This window comes from Armatimonadota bacterium (genome assembly GCA_022563855.1).
GTDB lineage: Bacteria > Armatimonadota > Fimbriimonadia > Fimbriimonadales > Fimbriimonadaceae > JADFMN01.
Genome location: JADFMN010000010.1, coordinates 1 through 20673, shown reverse-complemented (window position 1 = coordinate 20673; position 20673 = coordinate 1). Strand labels below are relative to the sequence as shown.

General features: G+C 61.0%; 13 protein-coding genes. 10 read left to right on the top strand and 3 right to left on the bottom strand.

Features of this window, described 5'->3' with window-relative positions:
• Position 1 precedes the first annotated feature (1 nt).
• Together nhaA and IH944_11885 are read left to right on the top strand one after the other, a co-directional pair.
• Complete coding sequence (nhaA, locus tag IH944_11890) at positions 2-1357, top strand: Na+/H+ antiporter NhaA (GenBank protein ID MCH7905248.1); 1356 nt, start codon at positions 2-4, stop codon at positions 1355-1357.
• Complete coding sequence (locus IH944_11885) at positions 1354-2700, top strand: copper amine oxidase (GenBank protein ID MCH7905247.1); 1347 nt, start codon at positions 1354-1356, stop codon at positions 2698-2700. The genes nhaA and IH944_11885 overlap by 4 nt, the downstream gene beginning before the upstream one ends.
• A gap of 38 nt (positions 2701-2738) precedes the next feature.
• On the opposite strand, the gene IH944_11880 is transcribed toward IH944_11885, so the two are convergent.
• Positions 2739-3566, bottom strand: coding sequence for an SDR family NAD(P)-dependent oxidoreductase (locus IH944_11880; GenBank protein ID MCH7905246.1), 828 nt, complete (start codon positions 3564-3566; stop codon positions 2739-2741).
• 578 nt (positions 3567-4144) lie between these two features.
• Here IH944_11880 and IH944_11875 point away from each other — a divergent pair.
• From IH944_11875 to IH944_11865, 3 genes are all read left to right on the top strand, one after another.
• Entirely contained in the window at positions 4145-5020 is an 876-nt protein-coding gene (locus IH944_11875) for a hypothetical protein (protein MCH7905245.1), read from the top strand.
• A gap of 111 nt (positions 5021-5131) precedes the next feature.
• A complete protein-coding gene (locus IH944_11870) occupies positions 5132-5650 on the top strand; it encodes a hypothetical protein (protein ID MCH7905244.1) in 519 nt (172 codons plus the stop codon).
• Positions 5651-5812: 162 nt separating this feature from the next.
• The gene (locus IH944_11865; GenBank protein ID MCH7905243.1) at positions 5813-7321 is read left to right on the top strand and encodes a proline--tRNA ligase; all 1509 of its coding nucleotides are present in this window, start codon (positions 5813-5815) and stop codon (positions 7319-7321) included.
• Here the strand turns inward: IH944_11865 and IH944_11860 are convergent.
• The gene (locus IH944_11860) at positions 7318-8844 is read right to left on the bottom strand and encodes an erythromycin esterase family protein (GenBank protein ID MCH7905242.1); all 1527 of its coding nucleotides are present in this window, start codon (positions 8842-8844) and stop codon (positions 7318-7320) included. The genes IH944_11865 and IH944_11860 overlap by 4 nt on opposite strands.
• 127 nt (positions 8845-8971) lie before the next feature.
• Positions 8972-11572 (bottom strand): hypothetical protein, encoded by a 2601-nt coding sequence (locus IH944_11855; GenBank protein MCH7905241.1) that lies wholly within the window; start codon positions 11570-11572, stop codon positions 8972-8974.
• 531 nt (positions 11573-12103) lie between these two features.
• Between IH944_11855 and IH944_11850 the strand changes: the two genes are divergently transcribed.
• From IH944_11850 to IH944_11830, 5 genes are all read left to right on the top strand, one after another.
• Positions 12104-13054, top strand: a complete 951-nt coding sequence (locus IH944_11850) for a glycosidase (protein MCH7905240.1) — start codon at positions 12104-12106, stop codon at positions 13052-13054.
• Positions 13055-13381: 327 nt separating this feature from the next.
• Positions 13382-15697 (top strand): glycosyltransferase family 4 protein, encoded by a 2316-nt coding sequence (locus IH944_11845; protein MCH7905239.1) that lies wholly within the window; start codon positions 13382-13384, stop codon positions 15695-15697.
• 268 nt (positions 15698-15965) lie between these two features.
• Positions 15966-17159 carry a P1 family peptidase gene (locus IH944_11840; protein MCH7905238.1) on the top strand — a complete coding sequence of 398 codons (1194 nt, stop codon included), beginning with the start codon at positions 15966-15968 and terminating at the stop codon, positions 17157-17159.
• Positions 17160-17227: 68 nt separating this feature from the next.
• Positions 17228-19330, top strand: a complete 2103-nt coding sequence (locus tag IH944_11835) for a CehA/McbA family metallohydrolase (GenBank protein ID MCH7905237.1) — start codon at positions 17228-17230, stop codon at positions 19328-19330.
• Between the two features lie 259 nt (positions 19331-19589).
• On the top strand, positions 19590-20673 hold a 1084-nt coding region (locus IH944_11830), incomplete at its 3' end, for a hypothetical protein (protein ID MCH7905236.1).

Sequence of the window (20673 nt, the reverse complement as noted above, 5' to 3'; positions counted from 1 at the left end):
GATGGCTAGGTTCGAGAAAGTACGACGGATCGTGCGGCTCACCGTCGTGCGCCCGATCACCGCGTTCACGCAGTCGCAAGCTGCGGGCGGAGTTCTCCTGCTTATCTGTACGGTCACCGCGCTCGCCTGGGCAAACTCGCAGTGGGGGGACTCCTATCAAGACCTATGGGAGACTGATTTTGCCATCAGCTTTGGCGGACTGTCGCTTGAGCTGACCCTGCACCACGTCATCAATGACGGCTTCATGGCCGTGTTCTTCCTCTTGGTCGGGCTGGAGATCAAGCGCGAGATGCTGGTTGGCGAGCTCTCGACGCTGAAGAACGCCGCCCTGCCGATCATGGCTGCGGTCGGTGGCATGGTTGTTCCGGCGCTCATCTTTTTCGCCATAAACAAAGGCACGCCTAGCGAGGACGGTTGGGCGATTCCGATGGCGACGGACATCGCTTTCTCGCTCGGCATCCTCGCCTTGCTCGGGACGCGCGCGCCGCTCAGCCTCAAGATATTCTTGACCGCGTTCGCGATCGTCGATGACCTCGGCGCCGTGATGGTCATTGCGGTCTTCTACTCCAGCGAGCTGAACGTCACCGCGCTGCTGATCGCCGGCGGCCTCACTAGCTTGCTCATCGGACTGAACATCCTGAAGATTCGCAATCTGATGCCGTACCTGCTGATCGGCGTCTGCCTTTGGCTTGCCGTCCTCAGTTCAGGCATCCATGCGACGGTCGCAGGCGTCGTGCTGGCGTTGACGATACCGACGCGCGTCCACCTGAACGTCAGCGAGTTCTTGCAGAAAGGGCGCGCCCTGTTCGACCGCTTCGAACGAGGGCAGACGATCGATGAGTCGCACGCCCTGCTCAGCGAAGAACGGCAGAGCGCGCTGTACTCGATCGAAAAATCTTGCGAAGAGGTGCAGATGCCGCTTCAGCGCCTGGAGCGCACCCTGCACGCTCCCGTCAACTTCATCATCATGCCGGTCTTTGCGCTCGCGAACGCGGGCATCGTCTTGAGCGGCGTGGGGGTGCAACAGCTCACCCAATCGGTTACGCTGGGTGTCGTGCTCGGCCTGGTCATCGGAAAAGTGGTCGGTATCTCGCTCTTCGCATGGATCGCCGTGAGGACGGGCATAGCCGTTCTCCCGCGATTCATCAGTTGGAAGCACATCGTTGGCGTTGCGTTCCTCGGCGGTATCGGATTCACGATGTCGCTGTTCATCGCTGATCTCGCGTTCATTGATGAGTCGCTCGGCACCGGCGCCAAACTCGGTATCTTGCTCGGATCGTTGGTATCCGGCATTGTCGGTGCAATCGTTCTCAGCCGCATCAAGCGCCGCGCACCGGCTCGGGAGGATGAAGCGTGATCGTCACGGCTTTGCTCGCTTCCGTCGTGCTTTCCGGCTCTACTGCAAGAGATCTGAGGCTCGGGTTGTACGTCGATCGCAAGCCTACCGAGCGAGAGGTGCGAGCGAACTTCACGGCAGCCAAGCACGAGCCCGCTTACGGATGTTATCTCGGTGCCTACATCGATCTCGACTCCACGTTGACCAAAGGTTACGACGACTCGATCGGGCGAACGCGGCGCCTGCCGGAGGAGTTCGAAAAGATCGTTGGCAAGGTGCACGCGTCGTACTACTTCTACCTGGGTTACGGGCGCCCGATCCCTAAGGACTGGGTCGCGCTTCTCGGCATGCAGGAGAAGATCGTGCACATTGCTCTCGAGCCGAACCGCGGGATCGAGTATGTGCTGGATGACGAGTATCTGACACGGCTCGCAAAGGACATGGAGAACACGGGCGCAAAGATCTTTCTGCGGTTTGCCAGCGAGATGAACGGCGCTTGGGTCGAGTACGGAAAAGACCCTAAGGTCTACAGAGAGAAGTTCCGACTTGTATCGCGCGTCATGAAACGGCACGCGCCGAACGTCGCCATGGTTTGGTGCCCCTACACCACTCCAGCAACAACGATCGACAGCTACTACCCCGGAGACGAATACGTCGACTGGGTCGGCGTGAACATGTACAGCGTTACTTATTTCAATCAAGACCGCTCGATGCCGGCGCGGCACGTGCATCCGGTCGATATGCTCGACAAGGTGTATCGGAAGTACAGCAGGAAGAAGCCGATCATGATCGGGGAATACGGCACGACGCACTTTTCCGCGTTGGAGAATAAGTCAGTGACGGATTTCGCGTTGCGGAATTTATACGGTCTTTATGCCGCGCTCCCGCGCAAGTACCCGAGGGTGAAGGCGATCAACTACTTCAACGGGAACAACTTGGAGCTGTCGCACAGGATGAACAACAACTACGCAATTACGCAAAGCGCGAAACTGCTGAAGGCGTACAGACAACTGATCGACGCCCCGTACTTCTTATCGACGAGCGCGGCCGCTCAAGACTTGACCGAAGATGGAGAAGGAAGCTCCAGCGACGGCTTGCCGATCTCTCCATTTCCCCTTCGAAACGGCGACGTAGTCTCCGGCAAGATCGACTTGTCCGCCTGGTGTCGGACGACAGATCTGTCGCTCATGATGAAGTTCCGCATCGACGGCAGACTGCTGTACGAAGGGCACGGAAAGCAGCACTGGTACGTCACGATCGGCGCGTCGCGCCTGACTGAGGGGTGGCACGTCTTCAGCGTCGAGGCGTGGAGCAAGAACCGCAAGCTGGCGACGTCGTCGGCTCGAGTCAAGGTCGTTCACTAAGAGTCCCCTCCCCCCTGGGGGAGGGTTCGGGAGGGGGTTCAAGACTCGTCAAAGTCCGTGTTGACCGAGACCTCCTTCCAGTCGGAAAAGTCCTTCTTCATCTCGTCGATCTTCTCGTGCGCCCACTCGAACGCGTCCGGCCCGAGCAAGAGCCGCAACGGCGGGTCGCTACTCTCCACGACCTTGATCATCGCGAGGCACGCTTTGACCGGATCGCCAGGCTGAGTCCCGTGGATCTCCTCGTACTTTTTAATCGAGTCCTCGGTCGTCTCCTTGTACGCCCCGTCTTTGACTTTCGGAAGTCCGAGCGACCGCCCGGAGAAGTCCGTGCGAAACCGACCCGGTTCGATGAGGGTGACCTTGATCCCGAAACCCTCGACCTCCTGCGCCATCGCCTCGCTGATCGCCTCCACCGCGTGCTTGGTCGCGCAGTACATCCCGACGAACGGGAACGAAGCGAGCCCCGCGATCGAAGATAGGTTCAGCACGTGCCCCGAGCCCTGCGCGCGCATGATCGGCAGCACCTCGCTCTGCACTCTCATGAGGCCGAACACGTTGGTGTCGAACTGCCGCTGGGCGCGCTCGATCGTGAACTCCTCGATCACGCCCATCTCGCCGTACCCCGCGTTGTTGACCAGCACGTCGATCCGCCCGAACCGGTCCATCGCCGCTTTCACCGCGGTCTTGATCTCCTCCGGCTTCGTGACGTCGAGCGTCGCGCAAAGGCAGTCGTCGCATGCGAGGTCTTCGATCGTCGAGACCTTCCGCGCCGTGGCAACGACCCGCTCTCCCTTCTTCAGAAGCTCTTCGCACAACACGCGACCGAACCCGGTCGAACAACCGGTGACGAACCAGACCTTACTCATGCGGCTAGGCTACCGCTATCACGGTTCGTTGTGTGATGCCGATCCCCTCAACCGTCGTCCTGAGCGGATCGAAGGGGTCGGCGGGACGGGTTCCGTCATGCCCCGCCATCATCTTCGATACGGACACTGCCAAACCCTTCGGGCCTGACCGTGGCACACCGGGCTCAGCAATCCCTCACGGTCGTCCTGAGCGGATCGAAGGATTGGGAGGACAGGCTTAGTAATCCCCCACCGTCATCCTGAGCGGATCGAAGGAGTGCGGTGGGGGATTACGGCTTTAGCCACAGACACGAAAAATACCAGGCCGAAGAATCCAAGCCCCCGCGCCTTTCGAGATCGGACGTGACTCCGATGTAGACGGCGGGGTTCTTCACCCTGGCGTGAACTTTACCGCGAAGCGACCGCCCCAGACCCGCGCTCCTTCGATCCGCTCAGGATGACGGGTATGGGGCTGGGCCAGCCGTCTTTCGATCCGCTCAGGATGGCGAACGACCGCTTTCAGATCGACCCTCCCGGTGCCAGACACCCCTGGCCCATGAGCAATGAACTCCGGCCGAGCGCCGTTCTATAATTGTTTCATGAAGCTTGACCGGCGAACTCTCCACGAAGACATCCTCGCGCTTTACCGCAAGGAGCACGCGAGCCTCGGCGATAAAGGAACCCTTGAGCACCTCGACCGCGCGCGACGGTGGAGTCTCGCTCCGACGCTTGAGAACGGCGGCGTCCTCGTGTTCCCCCACGCCGGCGTCCACGACTGCGGCTACCAGATCGCCGCCTGCGTCAACGCGTGCCTCGACTCGCAGGCCGACCACGTCATCGTCGTCAGCGTCCTGCACGCGTTCACCGACGAAATGCAAGAGGCGCGGGTCAAAGTTGCGGAAGGCGACGACCCTTCAAACTTTGCCCATTGGGGGATCCAAGGCACCGACCTGCAAGGCAGAGAAGAGTGGAAGACAGACCACGCGCCCATGAGCTGGCGGCACTTCTGGGCCGCGGAAACCAAACGAAGGGGGATCAAAGGCCCGAAGGTGCACGAGCGGTATCCGTACCTTGCCGGCGGACACCCCGAAAACCTCCCCGGCATCGACGAGCTTGCGCGCCTCGCCGAGAACGCGGTGATCGTTTCAACGGCGGACGCGTTCCACCACGGCATCGGCTATGGCGACGCACCCGAGGACTCCAAGGACCCTGACGAAGAGGGTCTCGCGCTCGCGCAAAAGACAATCGAAGAAGGCATGCGCATTCTCGGAGAGGGCGACTACTGGGGCTATAACCAGCACTGCGTGACGGCGAAGAGCGACGCGCGCGATGCAGGCCAGGTCTTCCGCTACCTCCGCGGCCAGATGCAGGGCCAAATCATCGACATCACCCACACCGACGCCAGCGACCTCTACCACCAGCCAAAACCGACGTGGGTTGCAGCCGCGCTCATGGAGTGGGTGCTGGCAGAGTAGTTTGTGGTGCAGATGTCTTCATCTGCACCGTGCAGACAGGATGCCCGCACCACAATGTCGTTTCGACCATGAGGCATCAAACCTTCATTGCTCGGTACCATCGTTGTGGAAGTGTCACGAGTCTCTCCAGAACTGAAATCAGAGCAAGCACGGCTGGTAACCGAGATTGACAAGGCCTTCTCTGGCGTTTCTCGCGAGGGTGGCGTGTCTTGGAGTGAGTCCGTGATCATCGACGAGTACGGCTCGGATGCCAAGCGCACAGCGGCTCGCGCGTGTGACAAGGACACATCCTGGAATGAGCTTGTCGATGACGAGGGTTGGGACGCTAGCACGGGTGTTGGCGGATGGTCGTTCTTGGATTCTATCGGGTTTCGATACTACCTGCCTGCTGGGATGTTGCGCGAGCTGTCCGGTGACGCGCTGGACGGGTTCCCATTCCAACTAACCCTCGGACGCGTTTTTCTCCGGGACTACACGCTTGGGCAATGGTCCTTGCTGAACGAGCGCCAGAAGAAGTGTGTTGGCGACTTCATCCGCTTTCAGGCTAGACGATACGAGGAAGAAGGACACGACTATTCTTCGAAGCAGTGGTTGAAGGCTTATCGTAGCTACTGGATTCAGTATTCGTGACGAGATCGCTGCGTCTGGCCCGATTGGGCGTCACTCGCCTCTTGCTCGATCAGTTTTGGAGGCTTCCAGCCTGCTCAGTGCAAACAGGATGTCCGCACCACAATAGGATGCGACCCTCGACCCTCAACCCTTGACCCTCCCTATGCCACAATCCCAAGGTCAATGAGCAAGGAACTCGGGATCACCCCCCGCAGCGAAAACTACGCCGAGTGGTACAACGACCTGGTCAAGCGCGCGGACCTGGCGGAGAACTCCGTCGTGCGCGGCTGTATGATCATCAAGCCGCACGGTTTCGCGATCTGGGAGCTGATGCAGCGCGCGCTGGACGACATGTTCAAGGCGACCGGCCACGTCAACGCCTACTTCCCGCTGCTCATCCCGAAGTCGTTCCTCGCCAAAGAGGCCGAGCACGTCGAAGGGTTCGCCAAGGAGTGCGCCGTCGTTACCCACTACCGCCTAAAGGAGGTCGACGGAGAGTTGATCGTCGACCCCGATGCGAAGCTCGAAGAGGAGCTGATCATCCGCCCGACTAGCGAGACGATCATCTGGAATACGTATAAGAATTGGATTCAAAGTTATAGAGACCTGCCGCTTCTCATCAACCAATGGGCGAACGTCATGCGCTGGGAGATGCGGCCGCGGCTGTTCCTGCGGACCACCGAGTTCCTGTGGCAGGAGGGCCACACGGCGCACGAGACGTACGACGAGGCCGAGCAGGAGGCGCTGACGATCCTCAACGACTGCTACGCGACGTTCGCCGAAGAGTGGATGGCCGTGCCGGTGCTGAAAGGGCTCAAGAGCGAGAACGAGAAGTTCGCCGGCGCGGACCACACGTACTGCATCGAGGCGCTCGTGCAGGACTTCCGCTCGATCCAGGCCGGAACGTCGCACCACCTCGGCCAGAACTTCGCCAAGGCGTTCGATGTGAAGTTCCAATCGCGCGAAGGGAAACTGGAGTACGTCTACGCGACTTCCTGGGGCGTCTCGACTCGGTTGATCGGAACGTTGCTCATGGCTCACAGCGACGACAAAGGGCTTGTCGCTCCGCCGAAGCTCGCGCCCGTGCAGGTCGTGATCGTTCCTATCGGTCGGGGCGATGCGCTCGAAGCGGTAATGGTCGCGGCGAACAAACTTGCGGACGAATTGAAAAACGCAGGCTGGTCCGGCGCGCCGGTCCGCGTCAAAGTAGACGACCGAGAGAAGATGTCCCCCGGCTTTAAGTTCAACGACTGGGAGCTGCACGGCGCGTGCGTGCGCGTCGAGCTCGGTCCGCGCGATCTGGAGTCCGGCAACTGCGTCCTCGCGCGCCGCGACCTCGAAGATAAAGAGACTGTCTCACTGACCGACGCCCGCGCCAAGATCGCCGATCATCTCGGCACGATGCAACAGGCGCTCTACGACAAGGCGCTCAAGATGCGCGAGGACAACACACACCGCGTCGATACGTGGGACGACTTCAAGGCGTGTTTCGAGGGCACTGGCGGCGGCGGTTTCGTGCTCGCCCACTGGGACGGCACGACCGAGACGGAACTGAAGATATCCGAGCAGACCAAGGCGACCATCCGCGTGATCCCGCTCGAGTCGCTCGCCCCCGGCGACGACGAGCCCGGCAAATGCGTGCTTACTGGCAAACCGAGCAAACAGCGCGTGGTTTTCGCGAAGGCATATTAATGGCGCGTCAAGGCTCGACTGCTTCGTATCCGATTGATGAAGACAAGTCCGTCGAACATTTCTGTTGCTGAGAGGACTTCGTAGTATCTCTCTGGCTGACCAGGGTCGTATGAAGCACCGATGCCCCTAATAGGCCTCGGCTTCTTGAGCCATTCGTAGGTCTCGGGGTCGAGGTCGTTTAGGCTAAGGAAGAACGTCGGCTTTCCAGTCATCGCGAGGTATGAGCCGAGTGATCCAGGTTTCGCTTTGTCGGCTGTGAAGTGTCGGATCTTTCCCTGTCTACTCGCCCTGAACGAGCCCTCATTGAACACGAACCCGACCGGAAAGTACTTCGACCCGATCGAGTTATCGAGGTGTGCCCCCATCATGAACGGTCGTCCGTTGTGCTCAAAGCGAGAAGCGTGACTGTTGTGACCCCAGAAGACGACTTTCGATCCGGGTATGAACGTTTCCTGGATCCACGTCACGTTAGCCGCCATGTTTCGATCACGATTGGCTGCGATAGGGTTGGTTGCGAGTTCTATGGTCAGCGCCACATACCTCAGTACGTCTGCCGCCTTCTGCGCGCTTTCGCCGTCGATTGCGCGCAGTTCCACTTCTGCAGATTGCAGTCGTGCAAGGCTGGGCATCTGTCTGGAATCAGAGGTGACATAATCTGAGACACCATCGAGAATTTCTTGTGACTTGGCTGAGAGTTGCAGTTTCGCGCCGAGATTCGGCATTTTCTTGGAGGTCTCCTCGATGTGAGGGGCGACGTCGATTCTTAGCTCCCAAAGTTGTTCGCCTTTGCTGATTAGTGCCAAATGCCACAACATCTTCGAAAGGAGATATTGGGCGTGCTCCAAGACCAGCCTCTCCTCATGTGAAATCGACACTTCGAGCGCTTCGAGTGCATTTTGGGTGTGCCTCTCCATAATAGGAACCAGTTTCTTAGGATCAGCGTCGTTTTCATACGTGAGGCCCGCAAACCAGTTTGTGTCCTCCATTTCAGGAAGTGCCGTTCCGGCTCGCTTGTACTGGTCGATCAGGAACCGCTGGACTTCGTAAGAGTCTTGGGCATCGACGCCGACCACTCGCAATTGTCGGTCAGGAGGGGTTACAGAGTTATATGCATGCATCCACAACAAGAGGTCGCGGACCTCCTCAGTAGCCCATGTCCAAAACCCTTGTTCTAAAAGAGCTGCCGTGGCATCGCCTTGGCCTGTGGTTACAAACCGATCCATGTCCAATGTCGAGGCGAAGTCGGACTCTAGCGCTAAGACTCTGAAGCCTTGGTTCTCGACGAGATACCTGAACATCTTGGCCTTTGCCAAGAACACGTCCCTGCTTCCGTGAGTGCATTCACCGAGTCCGACGACGGTGACGTGATTGATCGCGTTTCCGAACGTACCGAATTCTGAAGGGTTCGCCTCTCTCAGAACCAGGTTGAAGGGTCTCGCAACCTTAGCTATTCTGCTAACGGCTTCCTGGTCTGTGATGTCTCCTATTTCGTTGATTGCGAACAACAATAACGCGCTAACCACAGTCTAACGATACCCGGATCGGCCCGCCGCTCTATTCAGGATTCGTCATGTGCTACTAACAACCGGAGACGAAGAGCCTTGCGCTTAGATGACTCTGAGAATCCGAGTGAGAAGCGTGTGGTCTAAGCTATTTCTTCGCGCTGCTCTGACCTTCAGCCACACGACGGTTCTCTTCCGGATCGTCCAAATCCGGCCGGGGGTCGAAGAACTCCCAGGGGAAGTCGCGCTCCGGGAAGGCGAAGTGCCACGCCGCCTGCGCGACGATGTCTGCGTCGGCTTCGTCCACCTCGCTCCAGTCCAGTTGCATCGACTTCAGCGTCAGCTCGCGAGCCAAGAGATCGGTCTGCTTCTCCGGACGCTGCGTGTACTGGTCGAGCGGGACCCGGTTCGGGCGCTTCGTGTACGGCGTGAAGTCGGGCGTCGAGGTGAAGCACTCCAGCAGCGGGTGTGCGGCGCGGTCGAACCGCGTCATCGCCGGCATCCCGAGCACTAGCCCGATGGTTCGAATAAACGACGTCGTGTTGTACATCGTAGAGATCGTCTCGCCGCGCTTTGTATAAGGCGATGCGACGAACGCGAACGTCCGGTGCCCGTCGACGTGGTCGATCCCGAGCTGCGCGTCGTCCTGGATTCCCAAGATCAAAGTCTCCGGCCAGAACGAAGAGTTCGACAGCATCTCCACGATGCGACCAAGTGCCAAATCGTTGTCCGCGACCGCCGCCCAAGGCGTCGGATAGTCGGGTGTGAATCCTTGCGTGTGGTCGTTCGGAATCAGCATGACGATCAGGCTCGGCATCTCGCCCGCTGCCTCCCACATTGCGAGGTCGGCCTCGAACTGGTCGACGCGCCACTGGTCGCTCACGTTGCTGGGGAAGCCGATGTAGTTCGGGTGAAGCACCGGCTCGAGCGCTTTCAGCGTCGTGTGCGCCTCGATAACATACATCCCTTCGCCGCTCTTGTAGTCCGCCCAGATCTCCTTGAACGTGCCGCTCCTGCCGGTCTCTTTGTGCTTGATCGAAGGTTGGTCTACGAACTCGCCGAACACCCGCACGCTCAGCCCGCTCTTGATCGCCGCGTTCCAGAGAAACCCCTCCGGCGAATACGCAAGCGGGTCGTCGCCGTCGTACGGGTAGCTGCGCGCGTAGGCACTGTAGCTGTGCTCCATATAGGCGTTCGCGATGCTGGAGCTGGTCCACATGTGGCCGTCGGCGGAGTTCGTCCCGCTGACATAGGTGTTGTCGAGCAGGACGAAGTTGCGGGAGATCTCGTGGTGGTTCGGCGACACCATCTCGGGGAACATGCAGAGGTCGGCGCGGCCCTTGCCCTCGCGCATGTCGCCGAGCACCGAGTCATAGGTCAGGTTCTCCTTGATCACATAGACGACGTGCTTGAAGACGCTCGGCTCTCCGACTCTTGCGGGGATCGGCACCGGGTCGATTCCCTTGCGCGGTGCAAGTTCTTTCGCCCAAGAGTTGTTGCTCGCGACCATCTCAGTCATGCGGTCGATGTTGCGGATCTGGTCGAGTCCGACGAAGTGGACCGTGCCGACGTTGTTGTGGATGTAGTAGAGGTCTTCTTGGAACTTTATGCCATGGCGGGTCACCGAGCCCACGCTCGTGATCTCGGTGCGCGCGCCGATCCCTTTCGCGCACGGCACAATGATCTGGTCACCGACCAGCGCGACGTCGATCGGGAACCATGCGGTGGGGAAGTACCCCTCGATCTTGATGCCGTCGGTGATGTCGCACACTGCGACCGCGTTCGCGCCGCCGAGCGCGACGTACATCTTCGTGCCGTCGTCACTGATCGCGAGCCCGGTCGGCATCTGGCCGAAGTGCGCGTCGTCCGGCGGGCGCATTGAGGCGTGCTCGATCCTGTCTGGCCCGACGAAGGTGACCATGTCGGAGTCGGACATTGCTATGTAGAGCCCGCCGTTTGCGACGGCCATCGCCCCAGGCTGGCGGCCGCTGGCGATCCGCTCGGCCGCAAAGGAGCCGAGGTCGATGCGCAACACGGTGCCCATCGCCGCCGCGTCTGTGAGCGGGTCGACCCTGACACGCGTTCCGGCTGCGTCCGCTGCAAAGATGCGGTCAGGCGAGGCTTCTATCCCACCCCGGCAGGCGACGTACAGCGACGAGCCATCGAGGAGAACGTGGTAAGGCGCGACGTCCGTCTCGACTACCCGTGAGACCGTGCTCGCTTCTAAATCGTATTCGACCAGCGCGTTGCGAATCCCCAGAGCGACGTACAGCTTTGAGCCGTCGGAAGAGATCGCCAGCCCGTTGCCCTGCGGGTTGCCGCTCTTGCCTTCTAGGTCGATGTTGATCTGCGTCCGCGCCCACTTGCCGTCGTCGGTCCGCTCGAGCCGTGCGACGAATCCGTTGTTCTGCGAGGCGTAGACCGTCGATCCGTCCGGCGCCCAGGCGATCCCCAGCGCCGCACCTCCGAAACCTGCCTTGAAACTCTCCTCGCCATCCAAGTTGTAGAAGTGGACGCCGTCGGTCGCCAGCACCGCGACAGTCTGTCCGTCGGGGGAAACGGCGATGTCCTTCGGGCGCGCAAAGACCGTCTTCACCATCTTGCCGACCGGCGTCAGCGTCTGCCCGGACGGGACGAGATACGAGCCGTCGGGCTGCAAGCCCAACTCAGTGCGCGATGCGTACCATGTTGTCGCCCCGGCTACTATAACCAGCGCGACCCCTGTGCCAATCCACTTCCCACGTGCCATGCGGGCAGTATAGCGGGCGGGTTGGTCCGGGGCGGTTCTGGGGTTCGGCGGATTGGGAGGGCGAGCGTCCCCGCGAGCCGCGCCGGCTCAGGACTCACGGGCTGTCGCGCCGTTCGTCCTGAGGCGGGTTCGTTGAGAGTGCGGGGACTGCGCCCTGCTGGATAGCATCGGCTTGACGATGCGATATCGAGGAGTCGGTCGGCCAAGCGACCTTATCCAGCGGTGTCGAGCCGCGGCACCCCCTGTCACACGCCTTCTCTTGGGTCGCGGAGGCCAGCCATATGTCCAGGCTTTCCTGCCTCTCTGCCGATAAACTCAAACGAGACCAGGTCCGGAAACTCAGACTATGAACCCCTCAGCACCTAGGCTGGTTCGTCAAATTGATGGTAGCGGTTGAACTCGACGGGTGGCATAACGGTGTTATTGCCGTCCCCCGGGAGTCTAGAACCTAGCTAAGATACGGATGCGGTCATTAGCTGTTGACGCCGACAATTTTGCCTGATGCCTCCCGTATCTAACCTTAGAGGTAAGATGATTAACGGTCACGTGAGAGAGCTTTTTAAGCGGTACGAGGGAAACCCTATACTGACCCCCGGGCAATGGCCTTACTCCGCCAATACGGTTTTCAACCCCGGCGCCACCCTACTGGACGACGGCGATACTCTCCTGCTCGTGCGGGTGGAGGACCGGCGCGGCATCTCGCATCTGACCGCAGTCCGTAGCCACGACGGAGTGACCGACTGGAGGATCGATCCGAAGCCGACGCTGATTCCGAATGAAAACCCGGGCTCGGACGAGCTATATGGGATAGAGGACCCGAGGATCGTGTTCCTGCCAGAGATGGAGTGCTATTCCGTCCTTTTCACGGCTTTTTCAGAGAGCGGTCCGCATGTGAAACTCGCGCTCACCAAGGATTTCGTCGAGTTCGAGCGCATAGGGAGCGTCCTGCCCCCGGAAGACAAGGACGCCGCGCTCTTTCCGAGGCGGTTTGGCGGCATGTGGCACATGATCCACCGGCCGGTCAGCGCCAGCGCGGGCTCTGCGGACATGTGGATCAGTTGCTCCCCGGACCTGATTCACTGGGGCCGGCACGAGGTGATACTCCCTGCGCGCCGAGGGGCGTGGTGGGACGCGAACAAGATCGGTCTCTCGCCTCCTCCCGTCGAAACGTCGGAAGGGTGGCTCCTGTTCTATCACGGGGTACGCATCACGCCCGCGGGCTGCATCTACAGACTTGGGGTCGCTCTGTTCGACCTCGAAGATCCGTGCAAGTTGATCTCGAGGGGAAGCGAATGGATATTTGGACCGGAAGAGGAGTATGAGCAGGTCGGTGACGTCGGCGACGTGGTCTTCCCGTGCGGCAGCACCGTCTGTGAGGACGGCGACACGCTGAGGATCTACTACGGGGCGGCGGATTCGTCAGTGGCGCTCGCGACGGGGAGCATCCGGGAGATTCTGGACTGGCTGAAATGCCAGGTATAATTAACGGGATACGGGTGCCGTGGCGCTTGGGTAACCCGAGCTTGCTAGCCGTACAGCGAAGGGGCTAGGCGGCCACCCTTAGGATTTGGAGTGTGATCCATGCAGGCTTCCAGCAGGAATGCGCAGCGTTCGCCAGGGGAATACGGACTTTGATCCACTTGGCACGCCCCGCATACGATGGGCCGCCTTGGTTGCGGACCTCCTTTCACACGTCCGGAATCGTCGTCATACCTTCTCGTGCCTATTTCCGCAATCGGCTTCCCGCATACGGCTGGATCCCAGGTCAAGGGTCGCGAATCGGCCCAAGAAGGTTCAAGGAGGATGTTCGTGCTAGGGTCTAAGCGACCCCACGGCCCGCGTCTCGCAATCGTAAGCACTTACGTTCCGCTTCGCTGCGGTCTTGCGACGTTTGCTCGGGATTTGGCGGCCCATTACGGCGCCTCCGAAGTCGCAGGAGGAGAGGCCTTCCCAAAGGTCGTCGCCGTGTCCCCTGAGGGCGCCGACCTTGACTATCCGCCGGAGGTCGTTTATGATATTCGTCGGGACCGGCAGTCGGATTATCGAACGGCGGCGGACTTCCTGAACCGGTCGCCGGTCGACATTGTCAGCCTTCAGCACGAGTTCGGGATCTTCGGCGGTGAGGACGGCGATCTCGTTCTGGGGCTGCTTGCTGCATTGAAAAGGCCTGTGGTTGCGACGTTGCACACCGTCCTGCGAGACCCGACCGACGGCCAGCGCGAGACGCTCAAGCAAGTTTGCGATCATGCTGCGGCAGTTATGGTTCTGGCGCAGGCCGCTAAGCCGATCCTCGAAGCGGTGTACGACGTTCCGTCTGAGAAGATCGTTTTCATCCCGCACGGCGCGCCTGACCTGCCGTTCTCCGATCCCGCGTTTTATCAGGAGTCGCTCGGCCTCGCGGGCAAACGGGTGGTTATGACCTTCGGCCACCTGGGCCCAGGGAAGGGAATCGAGATGGCGCTTGAGGCTATGGCCCGGCTTGCGCCCGACTATCGCGACGTCGTTTACCTTGTGGTCGGGGCGACACATCCGGAACTTCTCAAGTGGGAGGGCGAGGCCTATCGAGAGGGTCTTGAACGGATGGCGGCCGACTTGAGCCTGACTGACACGGTTCGGTTCGTGAACCGCCACCTGACCGACACGGAGGTAGAGGAGTACCTCCAGGCCGCCGACATCTACGTGGCGCCTTATACGGGTGCGGATCAGATCGCGTCCGGTCCTCTCGCCTACGCCGTGGCCGCAGGCAAGGCGGTGGTTGCCACGCCGTTCGCCGCAGCCCAAGAACTGCTCGCTTCGGGCCGAGGGCTGCTGACACCGTTCGACGACCCGGATGCACTGGCTCAGAACCTTCGAGACCTGCTGGACGATCCGGTCAAAAGCGTGAAGATGCGCAAGGCGGCGTACCGACACGGCCGCGGGTTCACGTGGCCCAGCATCGGTAGCACCTATCGGGAACTGTGCTCTGAGTTGGCTGCAGGAAGCCGTCCTGTCCCCGTCGCTGCCCACGCCCGTGCGGCGCAAGAGCCGGAACTGCGTTGGGATCATCTGCTGGCGCTCTCCGACGACACGGGCGTTTTGCAGCACGCGAAGTACGCCATCCCGGACCACAGCCACGGCTACTGCGCTGACGACAACGCCCGCGCTTTGCTCGTCGCCTGCGCCCAGTGGCGGCTGAACGAATGCCCCGAGGCGCTCGCCTTGATACATCGCACGCTGTCTTTCCTCTCATACGGTTTCAACGACGCCAACTCGCGTATGCGGAACTTCATGTCTTACGACCGCACCTGGTTGGAGAAAACCGGCTCTGAGGACTCGCACGGTCGCACGGTTTGGGCCGCGGGTTATGCGGCCGCGCATGCACCGCGCCATTCAGGCCAGCGCGTGGCCTTCGAACTGTTCCACAAACTGCTCGTCAAACTGCCCAAGTTCACCAGTCCGCGGGCGTGGGCGTTTTCGCTGCTCGGAATATCCGCCTATCTGTCCCGGTTCGAAGGCGAATTGGCCGTGAGGCACGTGGGCCGGAGGCTGGCCGAACGCCTTGCCGACAGATATGAAAGCGCGGCCACGCGGAAGTGGCGGTGGTTCGAGGAGATAGTGGCGTATGACAACGGCCGCCTCCCGGAGGCGCTCCTCGCGGCCTCGGTGTGGGGCGGCGACGAGCGATTTCGCCGTTACGGTCTCCAGTCGCTGGAGTGGCTGTTCGACGGGTGTACGGCGGATGACGGCCACATAAGCCTAGTCGGTTGCAGTGGGTTGTGGCGAAAGGGAAAGGGCAAAGCGCGATTCGACCAGCAGCCGCTTTGCGCCGCCGCGATGGTGGCCGCCGCGAGGCGGGCGTTCGAGGTCACCGGCGATGCCGTTTGGATCGAGCGCGCGACGACCGCGTTCGAGTGGTTCCTCGGCCGGAACGACATCGGAACGCCCCTGGTGGACCCGCTGTCCGGCGGATGCGCCGACGGCCTCACACCACTCGGCGTGAACGAAAACATGGGGGCGGAGTCCACGCTCTCCTGGATGCTCGCGGCGTCGGACATTGCCGAACTTCGAGGGCACGATGAAGGCGTTGTTCTAGAGACGGTTGAGGCCGCTCACGCAACTGAGCGCGACCTGGCGGCTTCCAATTGAGCGTCGGCCTGCCGGATACCGCTGGCAACTGACCTCGAGACCGTTCGCCCGCGCGGTCGAGGGGCGACGGTTCGGGAGGGCGAGCGGTCATCCTGAGCGGATCGAAGGAGCTCGGGAGCAAGGTTAGAAGTGAGCTGACCCACGGAGCGCGGACTCTCCGGTCCGCACCCCGGTCGGCGGACTCCTAGTCCGCCTTCGGACACTTAGCCGCGCACCCAACCCGGCAGTGTATCCTCTGAACCATGCGAAACACCGAATCGGAGGGGCGATGACAACCGCGCTGCTGGCCTGCCTGTCGATGGCCTTTGTGACGGCTCCGACTGAGCAAGACGCACAGAAGAAACGACCGCGCGAGCTGGGAGTGATCGTCGGCTCGCTGCCGACCGGGCCGAACAACGCTATCACCGATGTGCCGGGGGTGCTCGTCGGGCACTTCACGCTCGACGACGGCGAGAACCTCCACACCGGCGCGACGGCGATACTGCCGCACGGTGGAAACTTGTACGAGGACAAGGTTCCGGCGGCGATCTACGTCGGCAACGGCTTCGGCAAGCTCATGGGCGTGACCCAAGTACGCGAGCTTGGCGAGATCGAGACGCCGATCGTGCTGACCAACACTCTGAATGTGCCCGAAGGCGCGAGCGCGGCGATCGAATGGACGCTCGATCGCAACGAGAACGCGCGCTCGGTGAACGCCGTGGTCGGCGAGACGAACGACGGCTACCTCAACGACATCCGCGGTCGGCACTTGACGCCTGCGATGATCCGTCAGGCGATTGAAGCTGCAAAGGGAGGCCCGGTGCAAGAGGGCGCGGTCGGCGCTGGTCGCGGCACGATCTGCTTCGGCCACAAGGGCGGTATCGGCACGGCTTCGCGCAGGGTATTTCCCTACAGTGCTGGGCGCTTAGGTCGGCCGGGGGATTTCACACGAACGCGCGACCCCGTTTTTTTCGACTACTCGAAAGAGTTCCCGACCACAGTCGGTGTTCTCGTTCAAACCAACTTTGGAGGGAACCTGCAAATTCTCGGAGTTCCCATAGCGCAGTACGGTCTCGGACCAGAACTGTCTGCGATGCAAGACGGCTCAATCATGATCGTCGTCGCAACCGACTTCCCACTCTCCGACAGAAACCTGGAGCGGCTCGCCAAGCGCGCGTTGCTCGCTCTCGGCAAAGTCGGATCGAGTATGTCCAACGGCTCGGGGGATTACGTCATCGCATTCAGCACCGCAAACTCCGTCCGTCGTACTCCTGAGAGACGGCAGAGTGCGTCCGAGATCATCGACTTCCCGAACTCACAAATGACGCGGCTGTTTCAAGCTGTCGTCGAAGCAACAGAAGAAGCGATCTACAACTCTCTCTTCATGGCCGAGACGGTAGAGGGCCACCGGGGAACGGTCGAGGCACTGGACGTCGACTACGTGCTCGACCTCCTGAGAAAGCACGACCGGATCAAGGGCTAGAGGGCCGAGCGTCGCGGACTGGGGTAATTTGGTTGGTCGGTGCTGTGAAGCATGAACGAAGAGGAATCATGAACACCTATCTTGCGAGAGGATCGTTCGCGCTCGCCGGGCTTGTTGCACTGGGGATCGTGACCTCGGGTTTTGGTCCTGTCGAGGACGAAGAGTCAACCCTGAGCCCCGCCGCCCACGGCGACGAGGACATGGACGCCGCGCGTCAGGCGATGGTGACGTTCGCATACGCGACGGCGGTTTCCGACGGGGAGGCCGCGGCCGCCGTCCTGCACGACGACGTAACGACAAGCTGGGGCGCGACGAAGGAGGGTGTCATCGCTCAGGTGGCCAGGCCTCGACCGTGGACGAAGAGGATTGTTCTGCGCCACGCGTTCTTTACGAAAGTAGGCAAGCGGATACGCGTCACGCCGGTCGTGCATTACGACGGTACGTGGCGGTTGTCGTTAACGTTCGAGCTTGAAAAGCAAGAGAAAAAGTGGCTGATCGTGAGAATCGAGATGGACGCCGAGACGCCTCTCGAACTCCAAGAGGCGGACGACCGGCTTCCTGAGCACCACTTGCTGTTCCCCGTTGAAGTACGCCTGCGAGATGCGGCCACGGGCGAGCCGGTCTTCGCCCGCGTCAGCGTGACCGACAGCGACGGTGATTATTGGCCGCCCGAGGGCCACGTGAAAAACATCCACACCGGATGGAACCCTGACGTCGGCGGCGATGCGATGGTGGGCGAGAAGTCGTTCGCCTACGTCCCGGCGGACTTCACGCTGCCGCTGCCGGTCGGCTCATACGACATCGAGGTCGTGCGAGGCATAGAGTACGAGCCGTTCACGTCGCACTTCGAGGTCACAGGCTCCAACGACGTGACGCTGGACGTCGAATTGGAGCGCTGGTCGAACGTTGCGCAGGACGGGTGGTACTCCGGCGACACGCACGTCCACTTCATCGATCCCACCAACGGGATGCTGGAGATGAAGGGCGAGGACTTGAACGTCCTCAACATCCTTGTGACGAAGTGGGCCGAGCTGATCACGAACGCGGAGCACTTTACGGGCGCCCCCAGCCTGCTCTCGGAGCCCGAGCACATCGTCTACGTCAACGAGGAGAGCCGCCACGGGTTCATCGGGCACACGATACTGTTGAACCTGAAAAAGCTCGTCTATCCGCTTTCGTGGGGCCCGCAGACCGGCGGCGGCGTCATCGGCGGCCATGACTTCCCGACCATGGCCAGCGTGCTCGACCGGACTCACGAGCAGGGAGGGTTCGCGGCCTGGGCGCACTTCCCGTTCCCCTCGGGCGAGCTTGCCGTCGACATGGCGCTGGGGAAGGTGGACTCGATAGACCTGATGACTATGGGGGACGCCTTCAACGACGTCTTCGGGCAGCTTGGACCGGCCGATACTTGGTACCGGTTCCTCAATTTGGGCTTTCGGGTGCCGGCGACCGCCGGGACCGACAAAATGACGAACACGCAGGTTCTGGGCTCGGTCCGGACCTACGTCAAGATTGACGGGCCGCTTTCTTACCAGGGCTGGATCGACGGGATTCGCGCCGGCAGGACTTTCACGACCACCGGGCCGATGATGAAGCTCAGCGTTGACGGCGCGGCGATCGGTGACACCATCACCACCTCGCAGGGCCAGACGGTTTCCGTTCATGTCGAAGTGTCGAGCCGGATTCCGATGGAGCGGATCGAGATCATCCGGGGCGGTGAGATCGTCGCGACGAAGGAGAACCCTACCGGCGCTCGGAAAGTGAGCTTCACTGTGGACGTGCTGATCGACGGAAGCACGTGGATCGCTGCGCGCACGTCGTCGTCTGAGCACCTTCCGTTCAACCAGAACATTCCGGTTTTCGCGCATACGAGCCCGATCTACATCGATGTTCCGGGCAGGCCGATCGGCTCCCCCGAGGCCGGCGCCTATTTCGCCAAGCAGTGCGAGGACGCTATCGAGTGGGCGAAGACGAAGGCCAAGCTGCTCGACGAGTCGCAAAGGGGCGAGATGATCGCGCTCTACGAAAAGGCGCTGCAGATCTACCTCGAAATGGCCTCGACAAGTCAGCCCCAGAACCGTCGTTCTGAGCGGATCGAAGGAGCGCTGTTCTGGGGCGGTCGCCCGAGCATGCAAGCTTCGCGAACCGGGCCAGTTCTCTCTTTCCGTTGAGATTCCTGGTTAGGCCTCAGGCCGCGCTGGCCACGAACAAAGTACTTCGGCGAGCCACGGCCTGAGAGTTCTAAAAAAAGAGCACAAAAGAATAAGGAATTAGAAGGCCAGGCGTGGCACGCCCAGAACAATTACTGGGTTTTTGCAGGGGTATTGCAATCAGTTTGCATTTGGGGTACACAGAAGCTCTTAGTAGGTTCAAAAACGCGGTTGAGCAGCGCTTGACTACAGGACTGATCTTTTTTTGGAGAGGAAACGAATGAGACGATATCTGATTCTATCGGTCGCTATTGCGGCCATTCTAGTGCCTGTCATCGGCCTCGGTCAGACGGTCAACATCGACAACGGCGTCGGCGGCGTCGGCCATCTCGACGTCAACATTGACGCGTACGGTGCATACGGCAACTGGAATGCGGCATACGTGGACAACTTCGAACCGGCCGTGGGGGGCCCGGGCCAGCCGACGTTCTCGGCGGGCTTCCGGCTCTTTTCCGGGAACGACCGGGTGGTTCTCACCGACATGCCGGAGTGGACCGGCACCCTTTCAGGCGGCACCTGGGCCAGAAATATCACCACTCCGGTCTTCAACGTCAACGCGTTCACGGCTTCGAGTTCCTTCGAGCTGTTGGCCGGGCGTACGGTGGTTCTGGAGTTCGATGTGCGGCAGGTTGTCACTTCGGTAAGCGCCGGGGTCGCAATGCTCGAACAGTTCTACACGATCACGAACGTCAGTGGGGGCCAGCTGGACTTCGCGATGAATCGCGTTTTGGACGCGGACCTGATCTGGGGTACTAGCTTCACAGACGACCACGTGGCGGCAGCCGACGGGCTCGAATGGGTGGTCATGCACAACCCGAACAGCACAGTCCAGGCGATGGCTATGAGAGCAGGCGCTGGCGATCCCAATAGCTTCTACTGGGGCGGCAAGCAGTCTCACCAGCCCACCGGCGGCCCGCCAGCCTTCGGGTTCGGCTCGGACGTCGTAGTCTGGGACAACTTCGGGCTGCCGACAACCTGGGAGAACTACATAGCCTATGTCGGCTACAACACGGTCGGAGACAGCGGCACCGTTAACCAGGACGGCCAGGTCGGCCTCGATTGGCGCTTGAGTCTTGCGGAAAATGCTACCACCACCCTGACCGTACAAACCTTGTACGGCCTCGTGCCAGCGCCCGTGCTCGTTGAGCCAGACAGCTTCTCGCTGTTCCGCGGGATTCTGACCGGCGGCGGGTTGACCGACCTGCTCGCCAGCGACGACAGCTGGATGACGGTGCTGCCGGGGATCACGCTGAACCAGGCTGAGCGGCAAGTGCAGCTCGTCATCGTCGGCACTTCTCCGACTG

Bases quoted from the DNA above. Each gene is read 5' to 3' on its own strand.
- nhaA (MCH7905248.1), top strand. From the start codon at position 2: ATGGCTAGGTTCGAGAAAGTACGACGGATCGTGCGGCTCACCGTCGTG.
- IH944_11835 (MCH7905237.1), top strand. From the start codon at position 17,228: ATGAACACCTATCTTGCGAGAGGATCGTTCGCGCTCGCCGGGCTTGTT.
- IH944_11855 (MCH7905241.1), bottom strand. From the start codon at position 11,572: ATGGCACGTGGGAAGTGGATTGGCACAGGGGTCGCGCTGGTTATAGTA.
- IH944_11850 (MCH7905240.1), top strand. From the start codon at position 12,104: ATGATTAACGGTCACGTGAGAGAGCTTTTTAAGCGGTACGAGGGAAAC.
- IH944_11880 (MCH7905246.1), bottom strand. From the start codon at position 3,566: ATGAGTAAGGTCTGGTTCGTCACCGGTTGTTCGACCGGGTTCGGTCGC.
- IH944_11840 (MCH7905238.1), top strand. From the start codon at position 15,966: ATGACAACCGCGCTGCTGGCCTGCCTGTCGATGGCCTTTGTGACGGCT.
- IH944_11865 (MCH7905243.1), top strand. From the start codon at position 5,813: ATGAGCAAGGAACTCGGGATCACCCCCCGCAGCGAAAACTACGCCGAG.
- IH944_11875 (MCH7905245.1), top strand. From the start codon at position 4,145: ATGAAGCTTGACCGGCGAACTCTCCACGAAGACATCCTCGCGCTTTAC.